This window comes from Aquibacillus albus (assembly GCF_016908325.1).
Taxonomy (GTDB): domain Bacteria; phylum Bacillota; class Bacilli; order Bacillales; family Amphibacillaceae; genus Aquibacillus_A; species Aquibacillus_A albus.
In genome coordinates, this window is the sequence record NZ_JAFBDR010000005.1 from 46259 (window position 1) to 67663 (window position 21405).

Sequence of the window (21405 nt, forward strand, 5' to 3'; positions counted from 1 at the left end):
TGAAAGGAGCACATTCTCTTTTTAACACAAAAAAAACAACTACTCTACTATATAGAGCAGCTGTTGCTGTCAATAATTATCTTCTTTCTAATCGTGCAATTCTTTCATCTAAGTCTGGGTGAGAGGAGAAAAGGCGCGCCATTCCACCTTTACCGTTAATCTTCATTGTCTGAATCGCTGAATCATCGGTACGGTCATTAATGTTAGCACGGTCTACGTACATTTTAAGCGACCGTAGCGCATGCGCCATTTTATCACGACCAGCCAAATCCGCGCCTCCACGGTCTGCGTGAAATTCACGGTATCGCGAATAGGCACTCACGACAATACTTCCGAGAATCGAGAACAATATTTGGAAAAGAATAATTGCCACAAAGCGAACAATCATTTGCAATTCAGAGCGGACAAAGCGCGATACGATTATTGCCGCAATCCTTGAGAAAAATACAACAAACGTGTTAACAATACCTTGTAGCAGTGTCATTGTAACCATATCTCCATTGGCTACGTGTGCAACCTCATGGGCAATAACACCCTCCACCGCATCTTCATCCATCGTATTTAATAGCCCTGAAGAAACAGCAACGAGTGAACGTTTTTTAGAAGGGCCTGTTGCAAATGCATTTACCTCAGCAGACTGATAGATTCCAACCTCTGGCATATGCATTAATCCAGCTGCACGAGAAAAGCGATGAACTTTTTCCACCACGGCACGCTCCTGTGATGTTAATGGACCGTCTGGATCCAATACTTTTACCTTCATCATTTTCTTTGCAATCCAACGTGACATGGCTAATGAGATGAATGAACCTGCGAAACCTACAATTAAACTAAAGACCATTAATGATCCATAATTAATCCCTAGACCCGGACCTCCATTCTCAAACGAGCCACTGATACCTGTATAAGTAGCAATTAGCGACCATACGATCACAATCGTCGTCATAACTAAAATATTTGTTAATATGAAAAGCAAAAACCGTTTACCCATACTATCCCTCGCCTCCATCATCAAGTTGTACAACAACTATTTTAACACGAATTTACCAAGATGGTAGAAAAAAGATTTTCGATGAGGGGTCTGACCCCTTTTATGGACATTTGTCCGCGTTATGAGGACACTATCGAAAGCAGGGCAACATAATGGGGATTAGCGTCTCCTTTAAAAAGAAGGTTGTCCATCATGATGAACCCTTCTTTTAACCAATGTTTACACTTTGAAGTCATTCTCCTGATCTGTTTCATCTTTATATGCAAGCAAGATCACTCCAAGCTCCTCCTCTAGCTGAGCGATCTTTTGCAGTTCCTCTTCTGTCAAATTTGCAAAATGTTCCATCTTATCATCCTTTCACTTTATCGTTAGGTTAATGTACAGTTAGCCCCTGTTTCAGCACCAAAATCAAAATGTTTTCTCATATGTTTGTAAATATGCTTATCCGTACTCCATTTTGGTCGTATCATCCAAAGCTGGTGACAATTCCATACATCCTAACTCCTTTTTTATGGTAGTGTGTGCATCATTCGGATGATCTGTCATAGAAAATGATGGTAATTTCATACAAAATTGACATGTAGTAACATTAGGCATTTGCCTAACATATAGTGGGTATGGAAAATATAAGAAAGGAGTTAAGCTCATGTACCACTATCCTGTCATTTATTACAATCCCCCTGTTTCTGAAGTAACTAGTATCAGTTATCCAACGATTAGTTCAAAAGCTGTTATTGGAACAGATTCTATGATCATTGGAAATATAACAGTTGCAGATGATGTATTTATAGGGTTTAAAAATCTCCTACGTGCTGATTCTGGTTATCCATACTATGTCGGACCCTATACGAACATACAAGATAATGTATTAATGCACGTTCACCCAGGAAGAGAACACGTGAACGTAAAAGGAAATAAATGGGGGGTCTATTTAGAAGGTGAGATTAGTGTTCTCCATCATGCCTGTGTTCATGGACCTTTATTTATTGGTCGTAATACTTTTGTTGGTCAGCATGCTAACATTTACGACGCTATTATAGGTAGAAACTGTGTTATTATGCATGGAGCAACAATAACAAACGGCGTTAAGATTGATGATAATCGTTTTGTCGCCCCAGGTCAGTCTGTATGGAAACAAGAAGATGCGGATAACCTTCCAAAAGTACCAAAAAAACATCTACATTTAAATCAGGAAATTGTTGATCATTATTACCGCCTAGGTAAATCATATTTATACAACACTCCTTTCGCGTGTACCTACACTTAAGATATGTTTTTTTAGAACCATTGCTTTTTTGATTGTTTCCTCTGCACCCAATATCAATGAAATCAGGTACCTTGATGGAATCATGCTCGTCCATCAAAGGTACCTGATTTTCATGTTTTAAAGGTGTTCTTAAGGACCAAAATGGGAATAAAACTTTCTTCCAAGAGAGGTGTTTTATGCTTCCCAATTTACAAATTCGATTCTTAGGAATAATTGGGTGGATCGGGAGCGTAATATTTGTTTTGTTTTCACTCCTCCATCCACCTACATTTAATCCATGGGATATAGCTGATACATTTGAAAAAGTATCTCACCATGGCTTTTGGGTTATTGACCATATTTTTATTACTATTGGTATTACCTGCTGGTTGCTAGCGATGGCTGCAGGACAAGGATTATTCCGCCATCACGGAATCATAAAGAAAATCGGATCATGGTTGTTTATTTTATCGTTGGCTACTTGGGTGATTATATTAGCATTTGAAATTGGTGTTATTCCTTTTCTAGTTGATGCAATTGGGCACCACCAAAATGAAACATTTATGATGATTTGGTTCATTGTCTTTGGTTTTGGTTTATTTGCAGGATATATAGCATTCATTTTTACTTGGCTTGGTGTAGCGGCGTATAGTTTCGCCATGAGTCGTGATCAATTCCCGAACTGGTTTCGATTAAGTGGTATTTGGAGTGGATTCGTTGGAGTGATAGGTATTACTTTAGGATTAACATGGATTGAATTTGTCGTTCCTATCCTTGCGCTGACATCTGGTCCACCTTTTATTTGGACAATCGTTTTTCTATCGTTTATGGTTAAAAAACAAAAGAAATATAAGAAAGAAGTGTGAACATTGCAGCAGCTTCAATTTGAATCGTCGTGGAAAAAAACTATATCTCCAAAAGATCAACAACACATTGAACAAGTGTTTTTAGAAACAAAACAAACGGAAGAAAACCGCATCAATTTCACAGCCTTGTGGGAAGCAAAAAATCATAAAGGAGACCTATTAGTAACCGTTCTTATCCATAATCCAACAGAGGATGCCGCCATCTTCCTAAGCAAAAGACTTCAATATGTAAAGGATGATGAAGTAATTGCAACACACACATTTACCCTTCCTTCCTTAGTGGTGGAACAACATACGAGTATGCCATGGACTTTTATATTTCCAAATGAAAGTTTAAATCATGATGCTACATGGAAAAAAGGAAAATTAAAGTGCATCAAGAACAAAAGCGCAAGCGCCCTGGTAGCGACGTATGGACTGGGACTGCGGTTACTCGTCCCACCGAAAACATTTGGACTGAACCGCAGGAGATAAAGGAAACATGCCCCTTCATAGGGGTATGCCGACGTTGGGCTCAGGAGCCCGGTTTTAGTCGGCCTTCCTTAAGTTGGAACCGATGTTGACTTATCGTACGGAGGTGAGGGAAGTCTCACTAGTCGCTGGGCGCTGGAGCTGGACGTCGCTAACCTAGACCATTTATCACAAGCCAGCCATTTTATAATTTCCTGGCTATAAAACGAAAAAGGTTGATGCCTTCAATTTAGAAGGCATCAACCTTTTTCTTTACTACTGATATGGAATTTCTAACAACTCCGGAACGGTCACAAATTCCATCCACTGTTCTTTAAAGTAAGGATGATTTGATGCAGGGATTTAACTGTTTTTGAGGGAATTTCCAGGAATTTTTCCTTCGTACAGCCGAATACGATGGCACGAAGCGTGACAAAGATCATCGATTAATCACTTATCTTTATATAATAGGATGCGCTGATATAAACCATCATGTATGTGAAGAGGAAAACGGCTGTCTATACCGTTAGCCATTCGTTTTGGAATGCCTTTAACACCGCATTCGTGCGATCATTCACCTTTAATTTTTGTAAAATATTACTTACATGGTTATTTACAGTTTTATTTGAGATGAATAGACTTTTCCCTATTTCTTCATTTTTCATTCCTTTAGAAAGACATTCTAGCACTTCCCATTCACGTTTTGACAAAATACCGGCTGGCCTCTTTGTCTCTTTTTTAGATGTTACTTTTATGTAATCGGAAAGAAGAACTTTTGCAAGCTTTGAATGCATATACGTACCTCCGTTAATAACGGTCGATATAGCAGTAATTAATTCGTCTTTATACATATCATTAAAAAAATAACCATCTAAATCTAATTTGAATAAATCGAGCAAACGTTCATTCATTAAAGATGATGTCCAAATAATTACTTTCTTATTTTTTTCCTTATAAAAATGAATCAAACGAAATAAATCGATGTCTAAATCAATATCTACAATAACAATGTCTGACATCAGTTGTTCAAAAAGTAGTTCGTTATAATTAGACGAGTTATATGTATGAAATGAGTGATTCAAAGAACTGCCTTTCAATATATTAAGCATCCCTTCTCGTAACAAGCCTGACTCCTTAACAATAGAAATTTTCACTATTTTTCACACCCTCCTACCTGTTAAATATTAACTATAGAAACACTTTTATTATACTAAAAAGTAAACATGAAATTCCAATTATATAGGTAAAACATACTACTTAATAACGTTAAAAATTAATTATATTCACTATATTTACTTTAAATTTTTCATAAAAAAAGTACGGTTCTTATTCAACAAACTTGGAATTGATCCAACTATTACTCAAGAGAAAGATAACCAATTATATTCGTTATGTCCGATTGATTTAAATCTCCCCATAGATAGAAACCCTTTTCAAGCAAAAGGAGATTGATTATTTACAAATCAATCTCCCTTTTGTTTTTCTCGATATACCATTATTAATCAATCTCTTCAATAGACTGTAACAGTGCTTCATAAACCTTTACCCTATTTTCTATTTCTTGCATAGCTTCTTCTCGATTCATGATAAGCGTATTCGCACCAACTTCTTCCATATCCTTCAAAAAATCTTCATCCTGAAAAAGCTTAAGGAAAGCATCTTCCAGCTTAGCAATGACTTCTTCCGGTGTTCCTTCCTTTGCTGCAATTCCACGGTCCGTACTCATGATTACATCAGGATAACCCAATTCACCTAATGTAGGAACATCTGGAGCAAATGAATGACGCTCTTCGGTAGCAATTGCTAACGGTCTAACATCTTCACCCAATCGTGTAATGCCTGAAAGGTTACCAGCTACTGCATCAATATGATCACCCAATAAAGATGCATTGGCTTCCGTTGAACCATCAAAAGCTACATCCTTCAAATCAATGTCTGCAGCATTCTCCAATTGCAATATTCCTAAATGCTGACCAACATACTTTCCAGAGTGTCCAACAGTTAAACGTCCAGGTGCTTGCTTCGCTTTTGTAATTAAATCTTCTAAGCTTTTTATTTCACTATCATTTTTTACAGCAAATACGGTTGGATCCGCTCCCCAGTTAACAATTGGTTCAAAAGTATCGGTACTAAACGTTGTAGTTCCAACAAGTGGTTGCGTAATGATGTGTGGTAAGTTATAAGCCGCTAGCGTATAGCCATCTGGTTGTACGTCGGTAAATTGATTCCAACCGACTCGCCCACCACCTCCTGGTTTGTTAATAATCACAAGTTCTTGATCTAGGTACTTATTGGCATACTTCGCAATAATTCTCGCTTGATTATCTGTCCCGCCTCCTGGTGAAAATACGACAAATAATTGAATGCTTTTATTAGGGAAATTATTCGATTCTGACGCTGCTGAACACCCAATAAACAGAAAGCTAAACAACAACAGAACAAACCAATAGACTTTTCTTTTGATGAATACCCCTTCTTTCCATTTGTACATTAAAATAATTTTATGCAAATAGCCTAATTTTGAATGTTGTCCGATTGAAAAAAAGGATGATCAAGCAATAAAAAAAGATGATTCCTGACCAATTAGGAATCATCTTTTTTTATTGTATATATTTTAAAACTACTGTTTTCAGAAAATTTTCATTCTTCATGGAGAAATTCTATTCCTAACATATTCTGAACCTTCTCCGGATAATCGGTAATAATCCCATCTATATCATATTTCAATACCTCTTTCATATTTCTTTCCAGATTTACCGTCCAAACCCAAACTTCCCGGTTTTGCTTCCGAGCGTTTTTAATAAATCTTTCTGTTAACATACTTTTACGAATCGTATAAAAATCTACATCCAATGTTGAAAGATTCCCAGCAGCTAAGTATAATATTTGACCAATCTTAATCGAATTATTGTCATTTCGAATCTCTTGGAGTAAATAGCTATCAAAGGATTGCACGTAGGTAAGGTCCTCCATTTCATGCTTCTCGATTAGTTGAACTACTTTCTCAGCAAGATCACTTCGTTCGTCTAAATCTAATGGCTTAATATCGATGATAATTGTAACCCCCGCATGTTGAACCACTTCAAGTACCTGATCTAGTGTCGGAATTTTTTCCTCACGAAACGCTTCTCCATACAAACGTCCAATGTTTAATTCTGTCAATTCCTCATAGGTTAAATCTTTGACTCTAGCAGAATTATCCGCCACTCGTTTCAGGTCGTTATCATGATTTAACACGATTACACCATCTTTTGTCATCTGAACGTCTACCTCTACAGCGTCGATCCCTTTATTAATCGCTGATTGAATACTACTCATTGAATTTTCCGGTGCATCCTGCCAATCTCCTCGATGAGCTGCAACAGCAACATCCCATTTAAGATAAACAAGGTTATCATTTACTGTATAACTAATGAAAAATATCACCGTTAAAAGAACAATCACTACAGCCGTTAATGTTTTCTTTTTATTTGTAAATACTCGAGTAAGCTGCTCTTCCCATGTGCATAATTTCGTATTCTTCTGTATCGATAAGTAATCCTTGATAACATCTCCTTTATTTTTCTTAAATCGATAAAATAATCTTGTAATCACGATAATGTTTATTGGTATTAGGACTAAAGAAGAAACCATAGTCAAATAGCTTGAAAAAGTAGTTAAATAGTTTCCAATCAAATCGCCAACTACTTTCGTATCAAATAGATGGGTTAGATACGAAATAAAGGTCATTGCTAACAAGCCTATCACAAAAATAGTAATATTTAACAAGCATAGGTTTAATAGGACAGTCAGTTTATTTTGTTTGTGTTTAGTAAGCCTCCAACTATCATTCATTGCCCCCAAAATCGACTTTTCATCAATAAAAATAAAGTGGAGGGTAAAAATCAACCTAGTAAAAAGATAAACAATGAATAGAATAATCGCTAGATAAGTAATTAATACCACATATGATTCATGAAATTTTGTTGCTAGGAAAATCGGTACGTTAAAGTCCAATAAAGCAGGTATAACCGGTAAATCAACAAATGGTATAATAAGAAATAATAATAAACTAAACTGAATCATGCCAACTCCAAGTAATTTAGGGAGCTTTTGGTATGTTGAGAGTAAGGCTTCTGATACAAAAACATATCGATTGAAGTATCTTTTTTGAGCAATAATAATCAGTGCCCCAAATTCCATAAGCAAAACAATAACAACAAGAAAACTGATTAAAAGCATACCAATAATACCCGAGGAGCTTAAACCAAATTTGTATACGTCAGCATTCAGTAAGGAACCAGTCCCCATAACCTTTAACATCCAGTTAAATAGTAAAGAAATGAATGGAACAAAAAGAAAGCTTGTTAGCAGCATATAAATAAATTCAACAGTAAGGCATTGTTTATAGGATTTTTTAAAGTCTTTAAAACTAGCATATAAAATAGTAAACATATGATCACCTGATTAAATAATTTACCTTCAACATTTCCCCTCTTTACTAGACTAAAACATAGATACCAGAAAGAGTGCGCTCGATATAAAGTGCCATGCAAAGTATATTAAATTTCTTTTTACTAGGCTCTGTTAAAGAATAGTGTTGATATTTAGTATATTTTTGACTCTTGATTCCAAATGGAAAGGAACATTTTGAGAAAACAAGTTTTCTCCTATGTTCCTTTCCATTTGGAATCCTTTCAGCTATGCTGAAAGTCGTGTGAAATCTTGATTTCACACGATGAGTCAAAAATAAACACCGAACTTTAACACAGCCTTTGACTAAAACAATCATAGACATCGTACGATTTCTATAATTACACGTATAAAAAACAATTTTTCATTATTTAGAAGAATTAATACTATATCTTCTGCATAGAAACAAGATTTTTTCAATATTCTATGTAAAAAAGTGATTAAAAATTAAGTTTCACTTTAGACACAGTTTTGCGGACTATCATTGAAATTTGTACTCAATTTGACACGGCATACGCTTATCATTAGACATGCTTAATCATAATCACAATATTATGGTAGAATAGGAATCAATTTCCTGTTATCATTTATATTACAACAACTAGGAGCAATCGTTTACATAACCGTAATCATTTATGAAAGGAATGATTTTATGGCTAGATCAAACATGCATGTGATTTTACGCTTGGAAATGGATAAAAAACAAATCACATTTGGCGAAATTGCTACTTCCATTAATAACTCAGGTGGAGACGTGGTAGCCATTGACGTTATTAAAGAAGGACCCGTTATGACTATTCGAGATATAACCATTAAAGTCGCGAATGAAAAAGAACAACAACGAATCGTCAATGAAGTCAATGGTTTAGCTGGTGTAAGTGTGAGGCACGTATCCGATCGAACATTCCTCGTTCACTTAGGGGGGAAAATTGAGGTAAAATCAAAGCTGGATATAAATAACCGGGAACAACTTTCTCAGGTCTATACACCAGAGGTAGCAAGAGTAAGCCAAGCGATTGATACAAACCCTTTACTTGCCTATAACCTAACGATTAAAAACAATGCGGTCGCGGTAATATCAGATGGTACAGCAGTACTTGGTCTAGGAAAAATCAAACCTGAAGCTGCCATGCCTGTTATGGAAGGAAAAGCTATGCTTTTCAAGCGCTTTGCCAATATTAACGCCTATCCTCTCTGTCTTAACACAACGGATACAGAAGAAATTATTCAAGTAATTAAAGCACTCAGCCCATCTTTTGGTGGCATAAATTTAGAGGACATCGCATCTCCACAATGCTTTGAAATAGAAGAACGATTGAAAAAAGAAATGGATATTCCTGTTTTTCACGATGACCAACACGGAACTGCAATCGTTGTTCTAGCAGGTATCTTTAACGCATTAAAATTAACGAAGAAAAATATAGAGGATTGTAAAATTGTTGTTTGCGGAATTGGAGCCGCAGGGACTGCAATTACGAAGATGCTCTTAAATGCAGGAGCCGGCAACGTCGTTGGTGTGGATCGTGAAGGTGCCATCCATAAAGGCAACAATTACGATAATGCCACGTGGTCTTGGTATGCCAAACACACAAATCCGAATAACGAACAAGGACCTCTTTCAACTGTTATTAAAGATGCTGATATTTTTATTGGCGTTTCAGCTGGTGGCATTTTAAAAGTTGATGATGTTAAAAAAATGGCCAAAAATCCGGTTGTTTTTGCTCTAGCCAATCCGAATCCGGAAATCCTACCGGAAGATGCAGATCCTTATGTAAGAGTGATGGCGACAGGAAGGTCTGACTACCCTAACCAAGTTAACAATGTATTGTGTTTCCCCGGGATTTTTAGGGGAGTCTTGGATTGTAGAGCATCAGCTATCAATGAAGAAATGAAATTAGCTGCAGCGAAAGCCATTGCATCAACGATTAGTGAAGATGAACTAAACGAGGAATATATCATCCCTGGTGTGTTTAATACACAAGTAGTTCAAAACATAAGTGAAGCTGTTATCCAAGCTGCCCACGATACAGGAGTAGCAAGAAAAGTATAGACGAAGGTGAAACAATCCTATCCCAAACTTTTTCTCTCGCACCTCCATCGATATGAAAAAACCTTGACCAGTGCGGGATCAAGGTTTTTTCATGCGCGAAATACAGGCTAAAGGGTGAATTAACCTTGGCTGTAATCGCCTTTCAGCTCCAACCAAGACAATATTATTATCATTCGATCTCTTCTTCATCTAATTTTAATACATTACTATGAATCTCCTCAAAAATACCATCAACTACCGAAAAATCAGTTGCCTCTATATAAATTTTTTCCAGTTGATCGTGAAGAGCTTTCGCTTCTTGTAGGTACGTAATGCCCTCTTTCATTCGTTGCTTGTAGCGTTTAGTAAAATCAGCAATTTCCTCCTCATACTTTTCATCCGTACCAGGATTTACCGCCTTCTCATATAAATCGACAATCTCATCCCCATGTCGTTCCGGAAAATATTCATGTGGATCTGTGCTATCAAATACACAAACTCCTAATTCACGGACAACGACCATATCCATACTATCGGGGTCAAACCCACAGTGATACATTTCTACATCAAAGCCTCTATCTTCGGCTGCCCTAGCTATTTTTTTCAGCAAAGTCGATTTTCCTGTACCTGCACGACCTTTAATAAAATAACGCTTTGTTAGATCTTCCGTAATATTTGGTATGAAATCAACGACACCTTCTGGGGTAGATGCACCAAAGAACCGGTGACGAGTGACTCCTGTCGTTCCGTTCGTTTCTATACCCAGAAAGATCTTATCCAATAAATCGTTGGTTACTTGATTCGCTTTCGCAAAATCCATTTCCTTAATATAAATTTCTTCTAATTTATCATGAATTCTTAGTCCCTCTTGAAAAAGATCATATGCGGTATCAAAAGCGCCACTCATTTGTTTTTGAATCGCTACTATGTCACTTTTATGCTCTTTTAACAGCGCTGTATCCCATGCAACACCTAAATTAACATATTGCTCAATAGCGCCTGGGGCATGTGGCTCTATTACATGTGGTGCCGTTCCGTCAAAGATACCAAATTTCAATACGGGAATAATCAATCCGTCTACAGAATCATTGTCTGCAGAGCAATGTATTAGCTCAATATCATACCCTTTATCTAACCACTCATTCGCGAGCTTTTTAATCAAACTAGATTTCCCTGTACCTGGACCACCTTTTAATATATAAACACTTTCCAAGCCTTGCACATTCGAATCAAACAGATCATAAAAACCTTTTGCCGTATTTCCTCCAGCGAAGTAGTTCGTTACTTTCCCTACCATACGACACTCTCCTTTGTGAGATTATCTGTCATATAATATGCAACCTATGTAATATGGGTGAATGTCCCAACATTTATTTTTCACAAGTTCCTTGAAGTGATTTATAGTTACAGAAGTAAACTAAATTCATATCTGGGAACTACACTATTATTTAACCAAGAAATTAAAATTTTTAAAAAGGTTGATGAATTATTTTTTATAGGTTAGAGACGATATAGATGTAACAATAAACTTTTTAGGAGGATTTTTTAATGCCACAAAATCAACAACCACAAGTACAACAAGCTCAACAAGCTATTCAACAAGCGGAGCAAGCAGTTCAACAAGCGACACAGCAAGCAAATCCGCAAGCATTACAACAAGCACAGCAGCAACTGCAACAAGCTGAACAACAGCTACAACAAGCCCAAGGTACTGCTCAACAAGGACAACAGCAGCAGTTCCAGCAAGTGCAACAGCAGCTGCAACAAGCTAACCAACAGTTGCAACAGGCTCAACAACAACAAAATCAACAACAATAAGGACAAATATCAAAGCACCTTGAATGCCCCTTTCCACTATCTAGGAAAAGGGCACCAAGGTGCTTTTTCAATTTCTAAAGCTTATTCTTTTTTAGATTCCTAATCCTCTTATTAACGTGGGCGAGATTTCTATTTCTGGTACGTTAACAGCTCTTCTCTTATTTCTCTTGCTGCTTCTACCATCGTTTTTAATGCTTCTATGGTTTCTTCCTCTTTTCTTGTTTTCAAACCACAATCAGGATTTATCCAAAATTGCTTTGAAGATATAGTCTTTAAGGCACGATTAATATTTTGCTTAATTTCTTCCTTGCTTGGAATTCGTGGACTATGAATATCATACACACCAAGACCAATTTCCTTGTTATACGTATTCTCTTCAAAAGTAGAAATCAATTCGCCATGACTTCTTGATGTTTCAATAGAAATAACATCAGCATCAAGTGCATCAATCGTATCAAAAATATCTTGAAAATCAGAATAACACATATGTGTATGAATCTGCGTATCGTCTTTTACAGATGCTGTTGCTAATTTAAATGCATATACAGCATCCTCCAAGTAGTCTTGCCATTTGTTACGATCTAATGGAAGTCCCTCTCGCAATGCTGGCTCATCTACTTGAATGATTTTGATCCAATTTTCCTCAAGCGCTTCTATTTCTTTTCTTAATGCTAAACCAATTTGATTTAACACTGTCTTACGTGGAACATCATTATGAACAAACGACCAATTGTAGATTGTTGTTGGTCCTGTAAGCATTCCTTTTACAGGTTTATCTGTCAACGACTGTGCATAGACAGCTTCTTTGACCGTCATTGGTTGGTCAAAATAAACATCACCTACGATTAATGGCGGCTTCACACATCGAGACCCGTAGGACTGCACCCAACCATACTTTGTCACGGTAAAACCATTTAGTTTCTCACCAAAATACTCAACCATGTCAGCTCTTTCCGGCTCCCCGTGAACCAGCACATCTAGGCCTAGCTCTTCTTGGATTCCAATCCATTTTTTAATGTAATCTCGAACAAACTGTTCGTATTCATTTGTCGTGATTTGTTTTTTACGCCAAGCCGTCCTTGTCTTCTTTACTTCGGTCGTCTGAGGCAAACTACCGATCGTTGTAGTTGGAAGGAGTGGCAGATGAAAGTGCTCCTGTTGTTTTTTAATGCGCTGGTTAAATGGCACCGATCTCTTAATATCATCCTCATTTAAATTTTCAATATTTGCTTTAACTTCCTTATTCGTGCGTAATGTTGAATTTCTTAATCGTTCCAGTTCCTGTTTACTTTTTTGGAGCTCTTCATTGACACTTTGCTTGCCATTTTTTAACCCTTCTGTGAGAGTTACGACCTCGACTAATTTTTCATCTGCAAAAGATAATCCACCCTTTATCGTTACATCCAAATCCTCTTCCTGCTCTTTTGTAACAGGCACATGAAGAAGTGAAGAAGACGGCTGTACAATTAAACGATCACTTTCTACAGTTTGCTTAATATCCGCTAACAGTTGAAGGTTGTTTTCTAAGTCAGCACGCCAAACATTTCGACCATTTATAACACCAGCAGCAAGCACTTTATCCTTTGGGAAACCATATTCTTGAATCAATGAAAGCGATTCTCCATGAACAAAGTCAAGCCCTATCCCCTTAACAGGTAAATCTACTACTTCTTTATATTGAACAACACTTTCAAAATAGGTCTGGATAATTATATTTAAATTAGGGACTTCATCTTGTATTGCCTCATATGCTTGTCGAGTATTTGCAAGAATTTCTTCAGATAGATTTGTACCAAAAATTGGTTCATCAAGCTGGACCCATGTCACTCCTGCTTCTTCAAGCTCTTTAAATACTTGAATATATAAAGGCAGAAATGCATGTAAAAGGTGACCAAAGTCTTTTTCCTCGTAACCCTTTGACAGTTTCAGGTATGTAATTGGGCCTAAAATTACAGGCTTTCCATCAATACCTAGTTCCTGTTTTGCCTCCTTGTAATAAGTAAGAGGAAGGTTTTCAGTTACAGTTGGTTTAATAGATTCTAACTCTGGAACAATATAATGATAGTTGGTATTAAACCATTTCGTCATTTCTGAAGCAACTGCATGCTTTACTCCTCGCGCCATTGCAAAATACGTATCCAAGCTCACTTTTCCCCCATGATAATCAAAACGATTTGGTATTACCCCAAACATTACGGATGTGTCTAAAACATGGTCATACAATGAAAAATCTCCAACCGGAATAAGGTCAATGCCTAGGTCTTGTTGCTTTTTAAGATTCTCAAGGCGTAATTTTTTCGTTTTATCTAATAGCTCCTTTTCTGAAATAGAGTGATCCCAATACTGCTCAAGCGCCTGCTTCCATTCTCTTTTTTCCCCGATTCTTGGATAACCAAGATTTGAACTAATAATTTTTGTCATTACAAATTCCTCCATTTTTTTATATTTTTTACATCTAATAAATACAAAAGTTCATTATACAAACACTTATTTGAACGTCACCCCATTTCGTGTAAATGCATTTGTTTTTTTCTTTATATAAATGGATAATTCAACAGTTAAGTCATAACGCATAAATGGTGTAACTAAATATATTCCTTTAAAATGCTCTAATGCCGTATCGATTAGTTCTTTTGCAATCGTGAGCCCTTCCTTTTCTGAGCGTTCACGATTATCGCCTGTAGAAGCCATTCGAGAACGGACTTCATCTGTTAACTTTATGCCGGGTACTTCATGGTGAAGAAATTCTGCGTTTCTTGAGGATGTTAGAGGCATGATGCCGACAAAAATCGGTGCATCAATATGTTGTGTTGCTTCCTTCAATTTAATGATTTGTTCTGAACTGTATAGTGGTTGAGTTAGAAAATAATCTGCACCATACGCAATTTTTTTCTCCATCCTCCTAACCGCCTTGTCAAGGTGAGCGACGTTTGGATTAAAAGCCGCAGCAATTCGAAACGTCGTTTTTTCTTTAAGTGATTTTCCTGAAAAAGATATGCCTTCATTGCATTGCTTGATTAATTGAATCAACTCAAAGGAAGTAACATCAAAAACAGACGATGCTCCAGGAAAGTCCCCTATTTTTGTTGGATCACCTGTAATAGCCAAAATTTCATGTATGCCTAAAGCATGTAATCCCATTAGATGTGACTGTAATCCAATTAAATTACGATCTCGGCATGTAAGATGAATGAGTGGTGTCATCCCTATTTCGGGTTTTTTCATCAGAGTTGCTATGGCGGCATTACTAATTCTTGGTGTAGCTAGCGAATTGTCAGCTAGAGTAATCGCGTCTACTCCTACATTTTTCAGTGATTGAACACCCTCAAAATATTCTTTTGTTTGCAAATGCCTCGGTGGATCTAATTCAACAATAATGGAATGTCTGTCTTTGACAATTTCAATAAGGGATGACTGCCTTTGCACTGGCTTTTCCTTCACTTCTATTGTTGATTGTTTTTTCACTACACTCTTTTCTTTTAACGGTTTTAATCCTTCAATCCCAGAGGCAAGTGCCCGAATATGTTCTGGTGTTGTGCCACAGCATCCCCCAATCAACCGCACTCCTTGATTTCGGAATTCTTGCGCACAGCTTTTAAAATAATCCGGTTGGCTGTTATAAATTAATTTTCCATCCTGGTAGGCTGGTAAACTAGCATTAGGATAAGCAGCTAGATACGCGTTTTCTGGTAGTGAGACAGACTTTAAGGATTCCACCATATAATGTGGTCCAAGCCTACAATTAATACCTACAATGTCAGCTCCTGTTTGATCTAGCTCATGTAATGCATGCTCTAGCGAAACACCGCCTTCTAGGACGCCAGGCTCATGCATGGAAACATTGGCTATAATCGGGAGGTCAGTCTCTTCTCTTGCAATAGCTAAAACAGTTTTCAACTCTTCAACACTGTAGTACGTTTCTAATATCAGACCATCTACCCCTTCAAGTAAGAGGCAGTACAATTGTTCTCGGAAGCTCCGTTTGATTTCGTCAATCGTTCCTAGTATTTTTTGGGTCCCTCGTATTCCACCTATACTTCCAAAAATAAATGTTTCTTCATTTGCCGCTTGCTTAGCAATTTTCACCGCCGCTTTATTAATTTTTTTAACTTTATCCTCTAATCCGTACCTTGCCAATTTAATATAATTCGCGCTATAGGTATTTGTTTGAATAACATTAGCACCAGACTGGATATATGCTTGATGCGTATAGAAAATTTGATCAGGGTGTGTTAAGTTTAACTCTTCAAAGCACCGATCTACTCCATTAGAGTAAAGAAGGGTTCCCATTGCTCCATCACCGATTAAGATACGGTCTTTCAAAGCAGTTAACAGATCCAAATACATCCGCTCCTTTCTTTTCACATATAGAGATGTTCACTTTTTTCTAGTCCATTAATCATTCTTTGAACATAAAAAACCCCCTCTCCAATAAGAAGAGGGGGTAGTCATTTATTATCTACTAACCGCACTCTTCTTATCTTTCAACCTAATGGTTGGCGGAATTGGCACGGTGCTTTTACGAATGAAAAGCCCGTTGCCGAGGTATCAAAGGGCCGTTCCCTCCACCTCTCTGGATAAGAAGATATCTTGTATAATATTGTAAACTCATTATAGCTGCACAACCATTTATTGTCAACCGTTACTTTATATGGTTGTTTGTTTTATGTGGAAATTGGGCAGAAACCCGTACTGGCTAATACTCGAAATTTAAACCAAACTTATTTTTTCGGATAAATCATGACCATCCTAACCAAGATGATATAAAAAAAACCGAAAAGAAACAACTGTATCAGCCAGTATTCCCACCCCAGAAGAGATAGGATAGTATTTAACATTAGTGGGATTGTTAAAGCGAATAGGCTCATTTTCCAAATATGCTGATAAGCAAGGTTTCTTTTGCAAATTTTCGCAAAAATAAATCCTCCAACTGCCAACAGCGAGCTCCCTATTAACCCGGAGAAGATTACATACATCGGATAAAAAGTAATGACTAACAATACATAAACACTATGTTGGGAATCTCCTATCATTTGACCGTTAGAAAGCCAATCAATTCCATCTGGTAAAAGTAAAATAAAAAGTAAAACAAACAGGTAGGTTAACGCATCCCTCATGGTAACTCTATTTAATCCGAAAACTACTTTTTTATTGGGCAAATGAATACTTTGTTTAAAAAGTTGTACAAGTGTTTTGATCGGTTTCAACCCCCTCCATGCATCTTCTTCACATTTTACCTTAAGGAATCTATGAATCCAATCTAATTTTCTCATTTGTATCCTTTCGCCCTATCATGACAATAACATTGCACATATTAATATAGTAAGGACATGTGTAGAGAACTCGACATTCATTCCTTCTTATAACGAGTGTCGACGTTCCTTACCTTTTCAACCGACTCCATTTATAGATTAAAAAGAAGAAGGTGATGGTCATGAATAGATGGAGAAGAAGGCAAATAAGGAGACGGCCAGGTCTTTGTTTACCCGGTTATCGTTGGTGTGGACCAGGATGCAGTGGGCCAGGTGAACCTGTCAACGAAGTCGACAATTGCTGTAAAGATCATGATGACTGCTATCGAAAATATGGTTCCTCTAGAAAATGTGACGAACTATTACTAGATTGTCTTCAAAACAAACTAGATAATCGTAGCCCTAGTGGAAGAGATGCTAGACTCATTTATAATTTTATCAAATTCCGCAATCTATTTCGGTTTTAGAGGATGTTTAACACATAACTAACATACAAAACGCTTGGATGAACCAAGCGTTCTACATATTCTATCCGCTACTTTTTCATTTGATCCATTAAGTTATTTAAAACTGTTGCAAGTACCCCAAATTTAACAACCTCTTCCGGATCATGTGTCTTTTTAATAATTCCACGTTCTTTTAGCTTTTCGATTTGCGGAATGGTCCAATGCTCAAGTGGTTCTGTCATTTTCATTTCGTATATCATACGCTTTATTTTATACCCATACATAATATCGACAGCCCATTTTCCAGTTAAGTCTTCAACAAAAGGCGCCCACCCTAACAAATGGTTTGGAAGTCCCCGGGGGTCAACTTTTTTATCATTTAAATTTGGGTTATATTCGGCATACAGTCGTAAGTGTCTGCCTTGTGCCATAATTCCTTCTAGAGGGGTATTAAAACTCAAACCAGGATTATCGGGTCCTGTAGCGCCTAAGCCAGCAAAATTATTTTGCTTTTCAGAAACTACTCCCCCAAACTTCCATGCATTTGTTTCTAGGATGCTTTGGGCAAAAGCAACATCTGCTCTAACGCCTTCTTTTTCCTCCATTTGAAAATAGAGGTCAACATAGTCCGGAGCATCAGGATTTCGTTTCTTTAAATACGCTCTCATCTGTTCAGCAGAAATTTCAGATTTTCCTTTAATATGCGTTTTATTCTGCTGCATCGATGCTAATTTTGCAGCAACATCCCTTTTAAAATCCTGCCATACAGCTAAAAGATTTCTTGGGCAGTTTTTACCATACCAATCTTTATGAGGAATTAAATCGTTGATAGACAGCTTATGCTTATGGAGCAAGTATGCCGCAAGCCAAACTGCGTTGTCATATCGAGCTACTGGATCAGCATCACGATTTTCACAAATCTCAATGCCGAGTGATGTTTTATTACCTTCATCAGTTCCTGCATGCCAAGCTACTTCTTCATCAGGAACTACTTGAATGGCAATCTTGTCATCAACGACCCAGTGATAAGATACACTATTGGTTGTGTTCTGGGCATAGTCCCGATGCATTTGAGCACCAGCACCTTCATTTGGGTTTGCTGTTTCATGAATGGTAATTGTTTTAAGTTCCAATTTATCACCAGGACGGTTGTTACCAGTAATCAAATCACGCTTTAAATACATAGATTTTCACCTCCATATTCCATTGATATGCATTTTCCTTTAATCGGACAAGGCGTTAATAACACATTCTTAAAAAAGGCTTTTAAATGAAGTATTTTGTCTGTCTGTTTCTTACCTAAAATGAACGATATAAGCATTAGAAGAAACCATTTTTCCTATCACAAAAAAACAGGTGAATTCTATTATGAATTCACCTGTGAAAATATCTGTGTTTATACTTAAGAGTACCTATGAAAGGAAGATGTTATTCCACCAAAGGAAACATTAATTATTGTTTAAAGGTAACCACGATAAAACATCTTGTATCGTTTTATCCCAATACCCCCACTCATGTTCACCTGGACTAAAATCTGTGGTCAAATCGTAATTGGATTTTTCACAAAATTCTTTGAACCGAATATTATCGTCGTATAAAAAATCCTCTGTGCCGCAGCACTGATAAAGCACTGGCTTTTGTTCATTTTTATCTGTTTTTTCTATAAGCGAAAATAAGTCATGCTCTGTCCCAGCTACATCTTCATCACCATAGACTAAACGAAAAGTTTCTTCTCTCTCTGGCTTGTTTATGCGACTTACTATATCTACTGCCCCAGACAAACTAGCGGCAGCGCTAAATTGTTCTGGTCGGTTTAGAGCCCATTTAAAGGCTCCATATCCCCCCATAGAAAGTCCTGCAACAAAATTATCCTCTCTTGCATCCGACAATGGAAAAAATGATCTGGCAAGCAACGGTAATTCTTCTGTCAAAAATGTCCAATATTTGTTCCCATATTTCATATCTGCATAAAAACTTCGATCAACTTGTGGCATAACAACAGCTAATCCAAGAGGTGCGGCATATCTTTCAATTGATGTTCTTCTCGTCCATATTGAATCATCATCACTCAATCCATGAAGTAGATATAATGTCTGGTGTTTATCATTAGTTGCTTTATTTTGCATTCCTATTTGTGTTTTCGTTTGTTGAGGTAAAATGACAGTCATTGAGGTGCTTAACTCTAACACTTCTGAAAAAAATTCACATTTGATTAAAGCCATACTAAATCCTCTCTTCTTCATTAAAATTTATTATTTTTATAGTGAACGTCGAAACGCCTTTACGATTACCCCATCATCTGCAGGTTCAAAATCGTGTTTGGGTAATCGTTCAAAACCAACTCGCTCATATAGCTTAATGGCTTCTTTCATAAAGCTTCCGGTGTGTAAACCAATAGAATCATAACCCTTTTCCTTCGTTCTGCGTATACACTCATCTATCAGCGCAGAAGCTACACCTTTTCCTCGTGCTTCTGGAGCAACAGCTAATACACGAATTTCTGGATAATCGAGTTCATCGACATATCCTTCATAAGCATCCGTATTCGCGGGGAATAAAGCTACACTTCCTACAATTTCCCCATCTATTTCAGCAACAATTAACTCTACCCCTGGTCCGGTATCAGCATCTGATGAAATTGCCTGTTTTAATGCCTGCCAATGCTCCTCATTAACTGCTTTTGCATGTTCACGGTAAGCTTCCACTCGCTGTTTTCGTATCAGTGATAATTCTTCTTTTTTTGCATCACGTATAATCATGATTTACCTACTCCTACCTTTTCAAAAATTTCTCTTGTTTATTGCTCAAGCTTTGACGGTTATGAGCAGTATTCCAAATTGATACGTCAGGACCTTTAGGTAGAATTTTTACCTCTTCCTTATCTGGATTAATTGTTATCGACTGGTGATAATGTTGTTTAATCGCAACAAAGTCAGTCGTATCTCCAAATCCAGGTGTTTGATAAAGGTCACGTGCATAGCCCCATAAATTCGGGAATTCACGTATCAAGTTCCGATTCGTATTAAAGGCAGTAAAATAGGCAGCATCGAACCGAACCAATGTTGTATAAAAACGGACATCTGCATCTGTTATGTAATCTCCTACTAGAAAACGTTGCTTAGACAAGCGATTCTCTAACTCATCTAACCTAGCAAATAACGTTTCATAGGCTGCCTCATAAGCTTCTTGTGAATGGGCAAATCCACATTTATATACGCCATTATTTACTTCATGAAAAATAACATCACTTAACGTATCGATTTCTTCACGAAGTTCTTCCGGATATAAATCAGGTGCTTTCTTTTTATGGAAAGGTGCCCACACGGTTTCAAAGTAATTAGTTAGATTGAAATAATCATTATTGACAGCCTCTTGCTTTTGTACATCTACCATTACTGGCACAGTAGGACGCCCAGCATATTCCGGATCTGTTTTCAAATAAATCTCGCTTACATATTGCACGCCTAAAACTGGATCAATGTTATTCTCATCTAAAGAAAACTCCCAGTCAACACGACCAACTCTAGGACGAAATGGACTGACGGTTCCTAAGCTAATGGCTTCTTCAAGTCCAAGTACTTTTCGAACAATCACCGAGCGATGCGCCCATGGGCAAGCTGGACACCAAATTAGTCGATATCGCCCTGCCTCTACAGGAAGTTCTCCTGGTTGATTCCCAAACGGAGTTGTAAATCGATTCGTTTGACGCTTAAACGAGCCATCCGTACTGATTTCATCCGGTTTCTTCATTGAATCATTTGATGACTTTTGATCAAATTTGACTTCACAACTTGCTTGCTGATCATTTTGTGTCATGAGATACATCCTTTCCTAGAACTTCATAAGTATCTTTTT

20 protein-coding genes and 1 riboswitch are annotated in these 21405 nt (G+C 37.2%); of the genes, 6 read left to right on the forward strand and 14 right to left on the reverse strand.

Annotated elements, in window-relative coordinates; all coding sequences use genetic code 11:
• Positions 1-76: 76 nt before the first annotated feature.
• The 3 genes from htpX to JOC48_RS21490 all read right to left on the reverse strand — a co-directional run bounded on the left by htpX (position 77) and on the right by JOC48_RS21490 (position 1558).
• Complete coding sequence (gene htpX / locus JOC48_RS06015; protein ID WP_204498174.1) at positions 77-991, reverse strand: protease HtpX; 915 nt, start codon at positions 989-991, stop codon at positions 77-79.
• A gap of 219 nt (positions 992-1210) precedes the next feature.
• Positions 1211-1336: a hypothetical protein gene (locus JOC48_RS21485; RefSeq protein ID WP_275580715.1), complete on the reverse strand. Its 126-nt coding sequence runs from the start codon at positions 1334-1336 to the stop codon at positions 1211-1213.
• A gap of 96 nt (positions 1337-1432) precedes the next feature.
• Positions 1433-1558 (reverse strand): hypothetical protein, encoded by a 126-nt coding sequence (locus JOC48_RS21490; RefSeq protein WP_275580716.1) that lies wholly within the window; start codon positions 1556-1558, stop codon positions 1433-1435.
• A 79-nt stretch (positions 1559-1637) separates the two neighbouring features.
• On the opposite strand from JOC48_RS21490, the gene JOC48_RS06020 reads away from it, so the two are divergent.
• The 3 genes from JOC48_RS06020 (at position 1638) to JOC48_RS06030 (ending at position 3577) form a co-directional block, all read left to right on the forward strand.
• Entirely contained in the window at positions 1638-2258 is a 621-nt protein-coding gene (locus JOC48_RS06020; RefSeq protein ID WP_204498175.1) for an LbetaH domain-containing protein, read from the forward strand.
• Positions 2259-2434: 176 nt separating this feature from the next.
• Positions 2435-3103, forward strand: a complete 669-nt coding sequence (locus JOC48_RS06025; protein ID WP_204498176.1) for a hypothetical protein — start codon at positions 2435-2437, stop codon at positions 3101-3103.
• Positions 3104-3106: 3 nt separating this feature from the next.
• Positions 3107-3577, forward strand: coding sequence for an SLAP domain-containing protein (locus JOC48_RS06030; RefSeq protein ID WP_204498177.1), 471 nt, complete (start codon positions 3107-3109; stop codon positions 3575-3577).
• A 494-nt stretch (positions 3578-4071) separates the two neighbouring features.
• On the opposite strand, the gene JOC48_RS21650 is transcribed toward JOC48_RS06030, so the two are convergent.
• The 3 genes from JOC48_RS21650 to JOC48_RS06045 all read right to left on the reverse strand — a co-directional run bounded on the left by JOC48_RS21650 (position 4072) and on the right by JOC48_RS06045 (position 7987).
• The gene (locus tag JOC48_RS21650; RefSeq protein ID WP_338024239.1) at positions 4072-4707 is read right to left on the reverse strand and encodes a response regulator transcription factor; all 636 of its coding nucleotides are present in this window, start codon (positions 4705-4707) and stop codon (positions 4072-4074) included.
• A gap of 344 nt (positions 4708-5051) precedes the next feature.
• Positions 5052-6044, reverse strand: coding sequence for a tripartite tricarboxylate transporter substrate binding protein (locus JOC48_RS06040; RefSeq protein ID WP_204498178.1), 993 nt, complete (start codon positions 6042-6044; stop codon positions 5052-5054).
• 149 nt (positions 6045-6193) lie between these two features.
• A complete protein-coding gene (locus JOC48_RS06045) occupies positions 6194-7987 on the reverse strand; it encodes a glycerophosphodiester phosphodiesterase family protein (RefSeq protein ID WP_204498179.1) in 1794 nt (597 codons plus the stop codon).
• A gap of 670 nt (positions 7988-8657) precedes the next feature.
• Between JOC48_RS06045 and JOC48_RS06050 the strand changes: the two genes are divergently transcribed.
• Complete coding sequence (locus JOC48_RS06050) at positions 8658-10055, forward strand: NAD-dependent malic enzyme (protein ID WP_204498180.1); 1398 nt, start codon at positions 8658-8660, stop codon at positions 10053-10055.
• A gap of 169 nt (positions 10056-10224) precedes the next feature.
• Here JOC48_RS06050 and JOC48_RS06055 read toward each other — a convergent pair whose 3' ends face one another.
• On the reverse strand, positions 10225-11331 hold the full coding sequence (locus JOC48_RS06055; protein ID WP_204498181.1) for a PRK06851 family protein: 1107 nt from the start codon (positions 11329-11331) through the stop codon (positions 10225-10227).
• Between the two features lie 251 nt (positions 11332-11582).
• On the opposite strand from JOC48_RS06055, the gene JOC48_RS06060 reads away from it, so the two are divergent.
• On the forward strand, positions 11583-11852 hold the full coding sequence (locus JOC48_RS06060) for a hypothetical protein (protein WP_204498182.1): 270 nt from the start codon (positions 11583-11585) through the stop codon (positions 11850-11852).
• A 129-nt stretch (positions 11853-11981) separates the two neighbouring features.
• Here JOC48_RS06060 and metE read toward each other — a convergent pair whose 3' ends face one another.
• The 3 genes from metE to JOC48_RS06075 all read right to left on the reverse strand — a co-directional run bounded on the left by metE (position 11982) and on the right by JOC48_RS06075 (position 17059).
• Positions 11982-14273 (reverse strand): 5-methyltetrahydropteroyltriglutamate--homocysteine S-methyltransferase, encoded by a 2292-nt coding sequence (gene metE / locus JOC48_RS06065; protein WP_204498183.1) that lies wholly within the window; start codon positions 14271-14273, stop codon positions 11982-11984.
• A 66-nt stretch (positions 14274-14339) separates the two neighbouring features.
• A complete protein-coding gene (locus tag JOC48_RS06070) occupies positions 14340-16193 on the reverse strand; it encodes a bifunctional homocysteine S-methyltransferase/methylenetetrahydrofolate reductase (protein WP_204498184.1) in 1854 nt (617 codons plus the stop codon).
• A 133-nt stretch (positions 16194-16326) separates the two neighbouring features.
• A riboswitch (SAM riboswitch) is annotated at positions 16327-16436 on the reverse strand.
• 137 nt (positions 16437-16573) lie between these two features.
• The gene (locus tag JOC48_RS06075) at positions 16574-17059 is read right to left on the reverse strand and encodes a DUF1189 family protein (protein WP_204498185.1); all 486 of its coding nucleotides are present in this window, start codon (positions 17057-17059) and stop codon (positions 16574-16576) included.
• A 227-nt stretch (positions 17060-17286) separates the two neighbouring features.
• Here JOC48_RS06075 and JOC48_RS06080 point away from each other — a divergent pair, with 227 nt between their 5' ends.
• Complete coding sequence (locus JOC48_RS06080) at positions 17287-17571, forward strand: phospholipase A2 family protein (RefSeq protein ID WP_204498186.1); 285 nt, start codon at positions 17287-17289, stop codon at positions 17569-17571.
• 68 nt (positions 17572-17639) lie between these two features.
• Here the strand turns inward: JOC48_RS06080 and JOC48_RS06085 are convergent, their stop codons facing one another.
• The 4 genes from JOC48_RS06085 to JOC48_RS06100 form a co-directional block, all read right to left on the reverse strand.
• Positions 17640-18734 (reverse strand): N-acetylmuramoyl-L-alanine amidase, encoded by a 1095-nt coding sequence (locus tag JOC48_RS06085; protein ID WP_204498187.1) that lies wholly within the window; start codon positions 18732-18734, stop codon positions 17640-17642.
• Between the two features lie 264 nt (positions 18735-18998).
• A complete protein-coding gene (locus tag JOC48_RS06090) occupies positions 18999-19772 on the reverse strand; it encodes an alpha/beta hydrolase (protein WP_204498188.1) in 774 nt (257 codons plus the stop codon).
• Positions 19773-19808: 36 nt separating this feature from the next.
• Complete coding sequence (locus JOC48_RS06095) at positions 19809-20309, reverse strand: GNAT family N-acetyltransferase (protein ID WP_204498189.1); 501 nt, start codon at positions 20307-20309, stop codon at positions 19809-19811.
• 13 nt (positions 20310-20322) lie between these two features.
• On the reverse strand, positions 20323-21366 hold the full coding sequence (locus JOC48_RS06100) for a glutathione S-transferase family protein (protein ID WP_204498190.1): 1044 nt from the start codon (positions 21364-21366) through the stop codon (positions 20323-20325).
• Positions 21367-21405 lie beyond the last annotated feature (39 nt).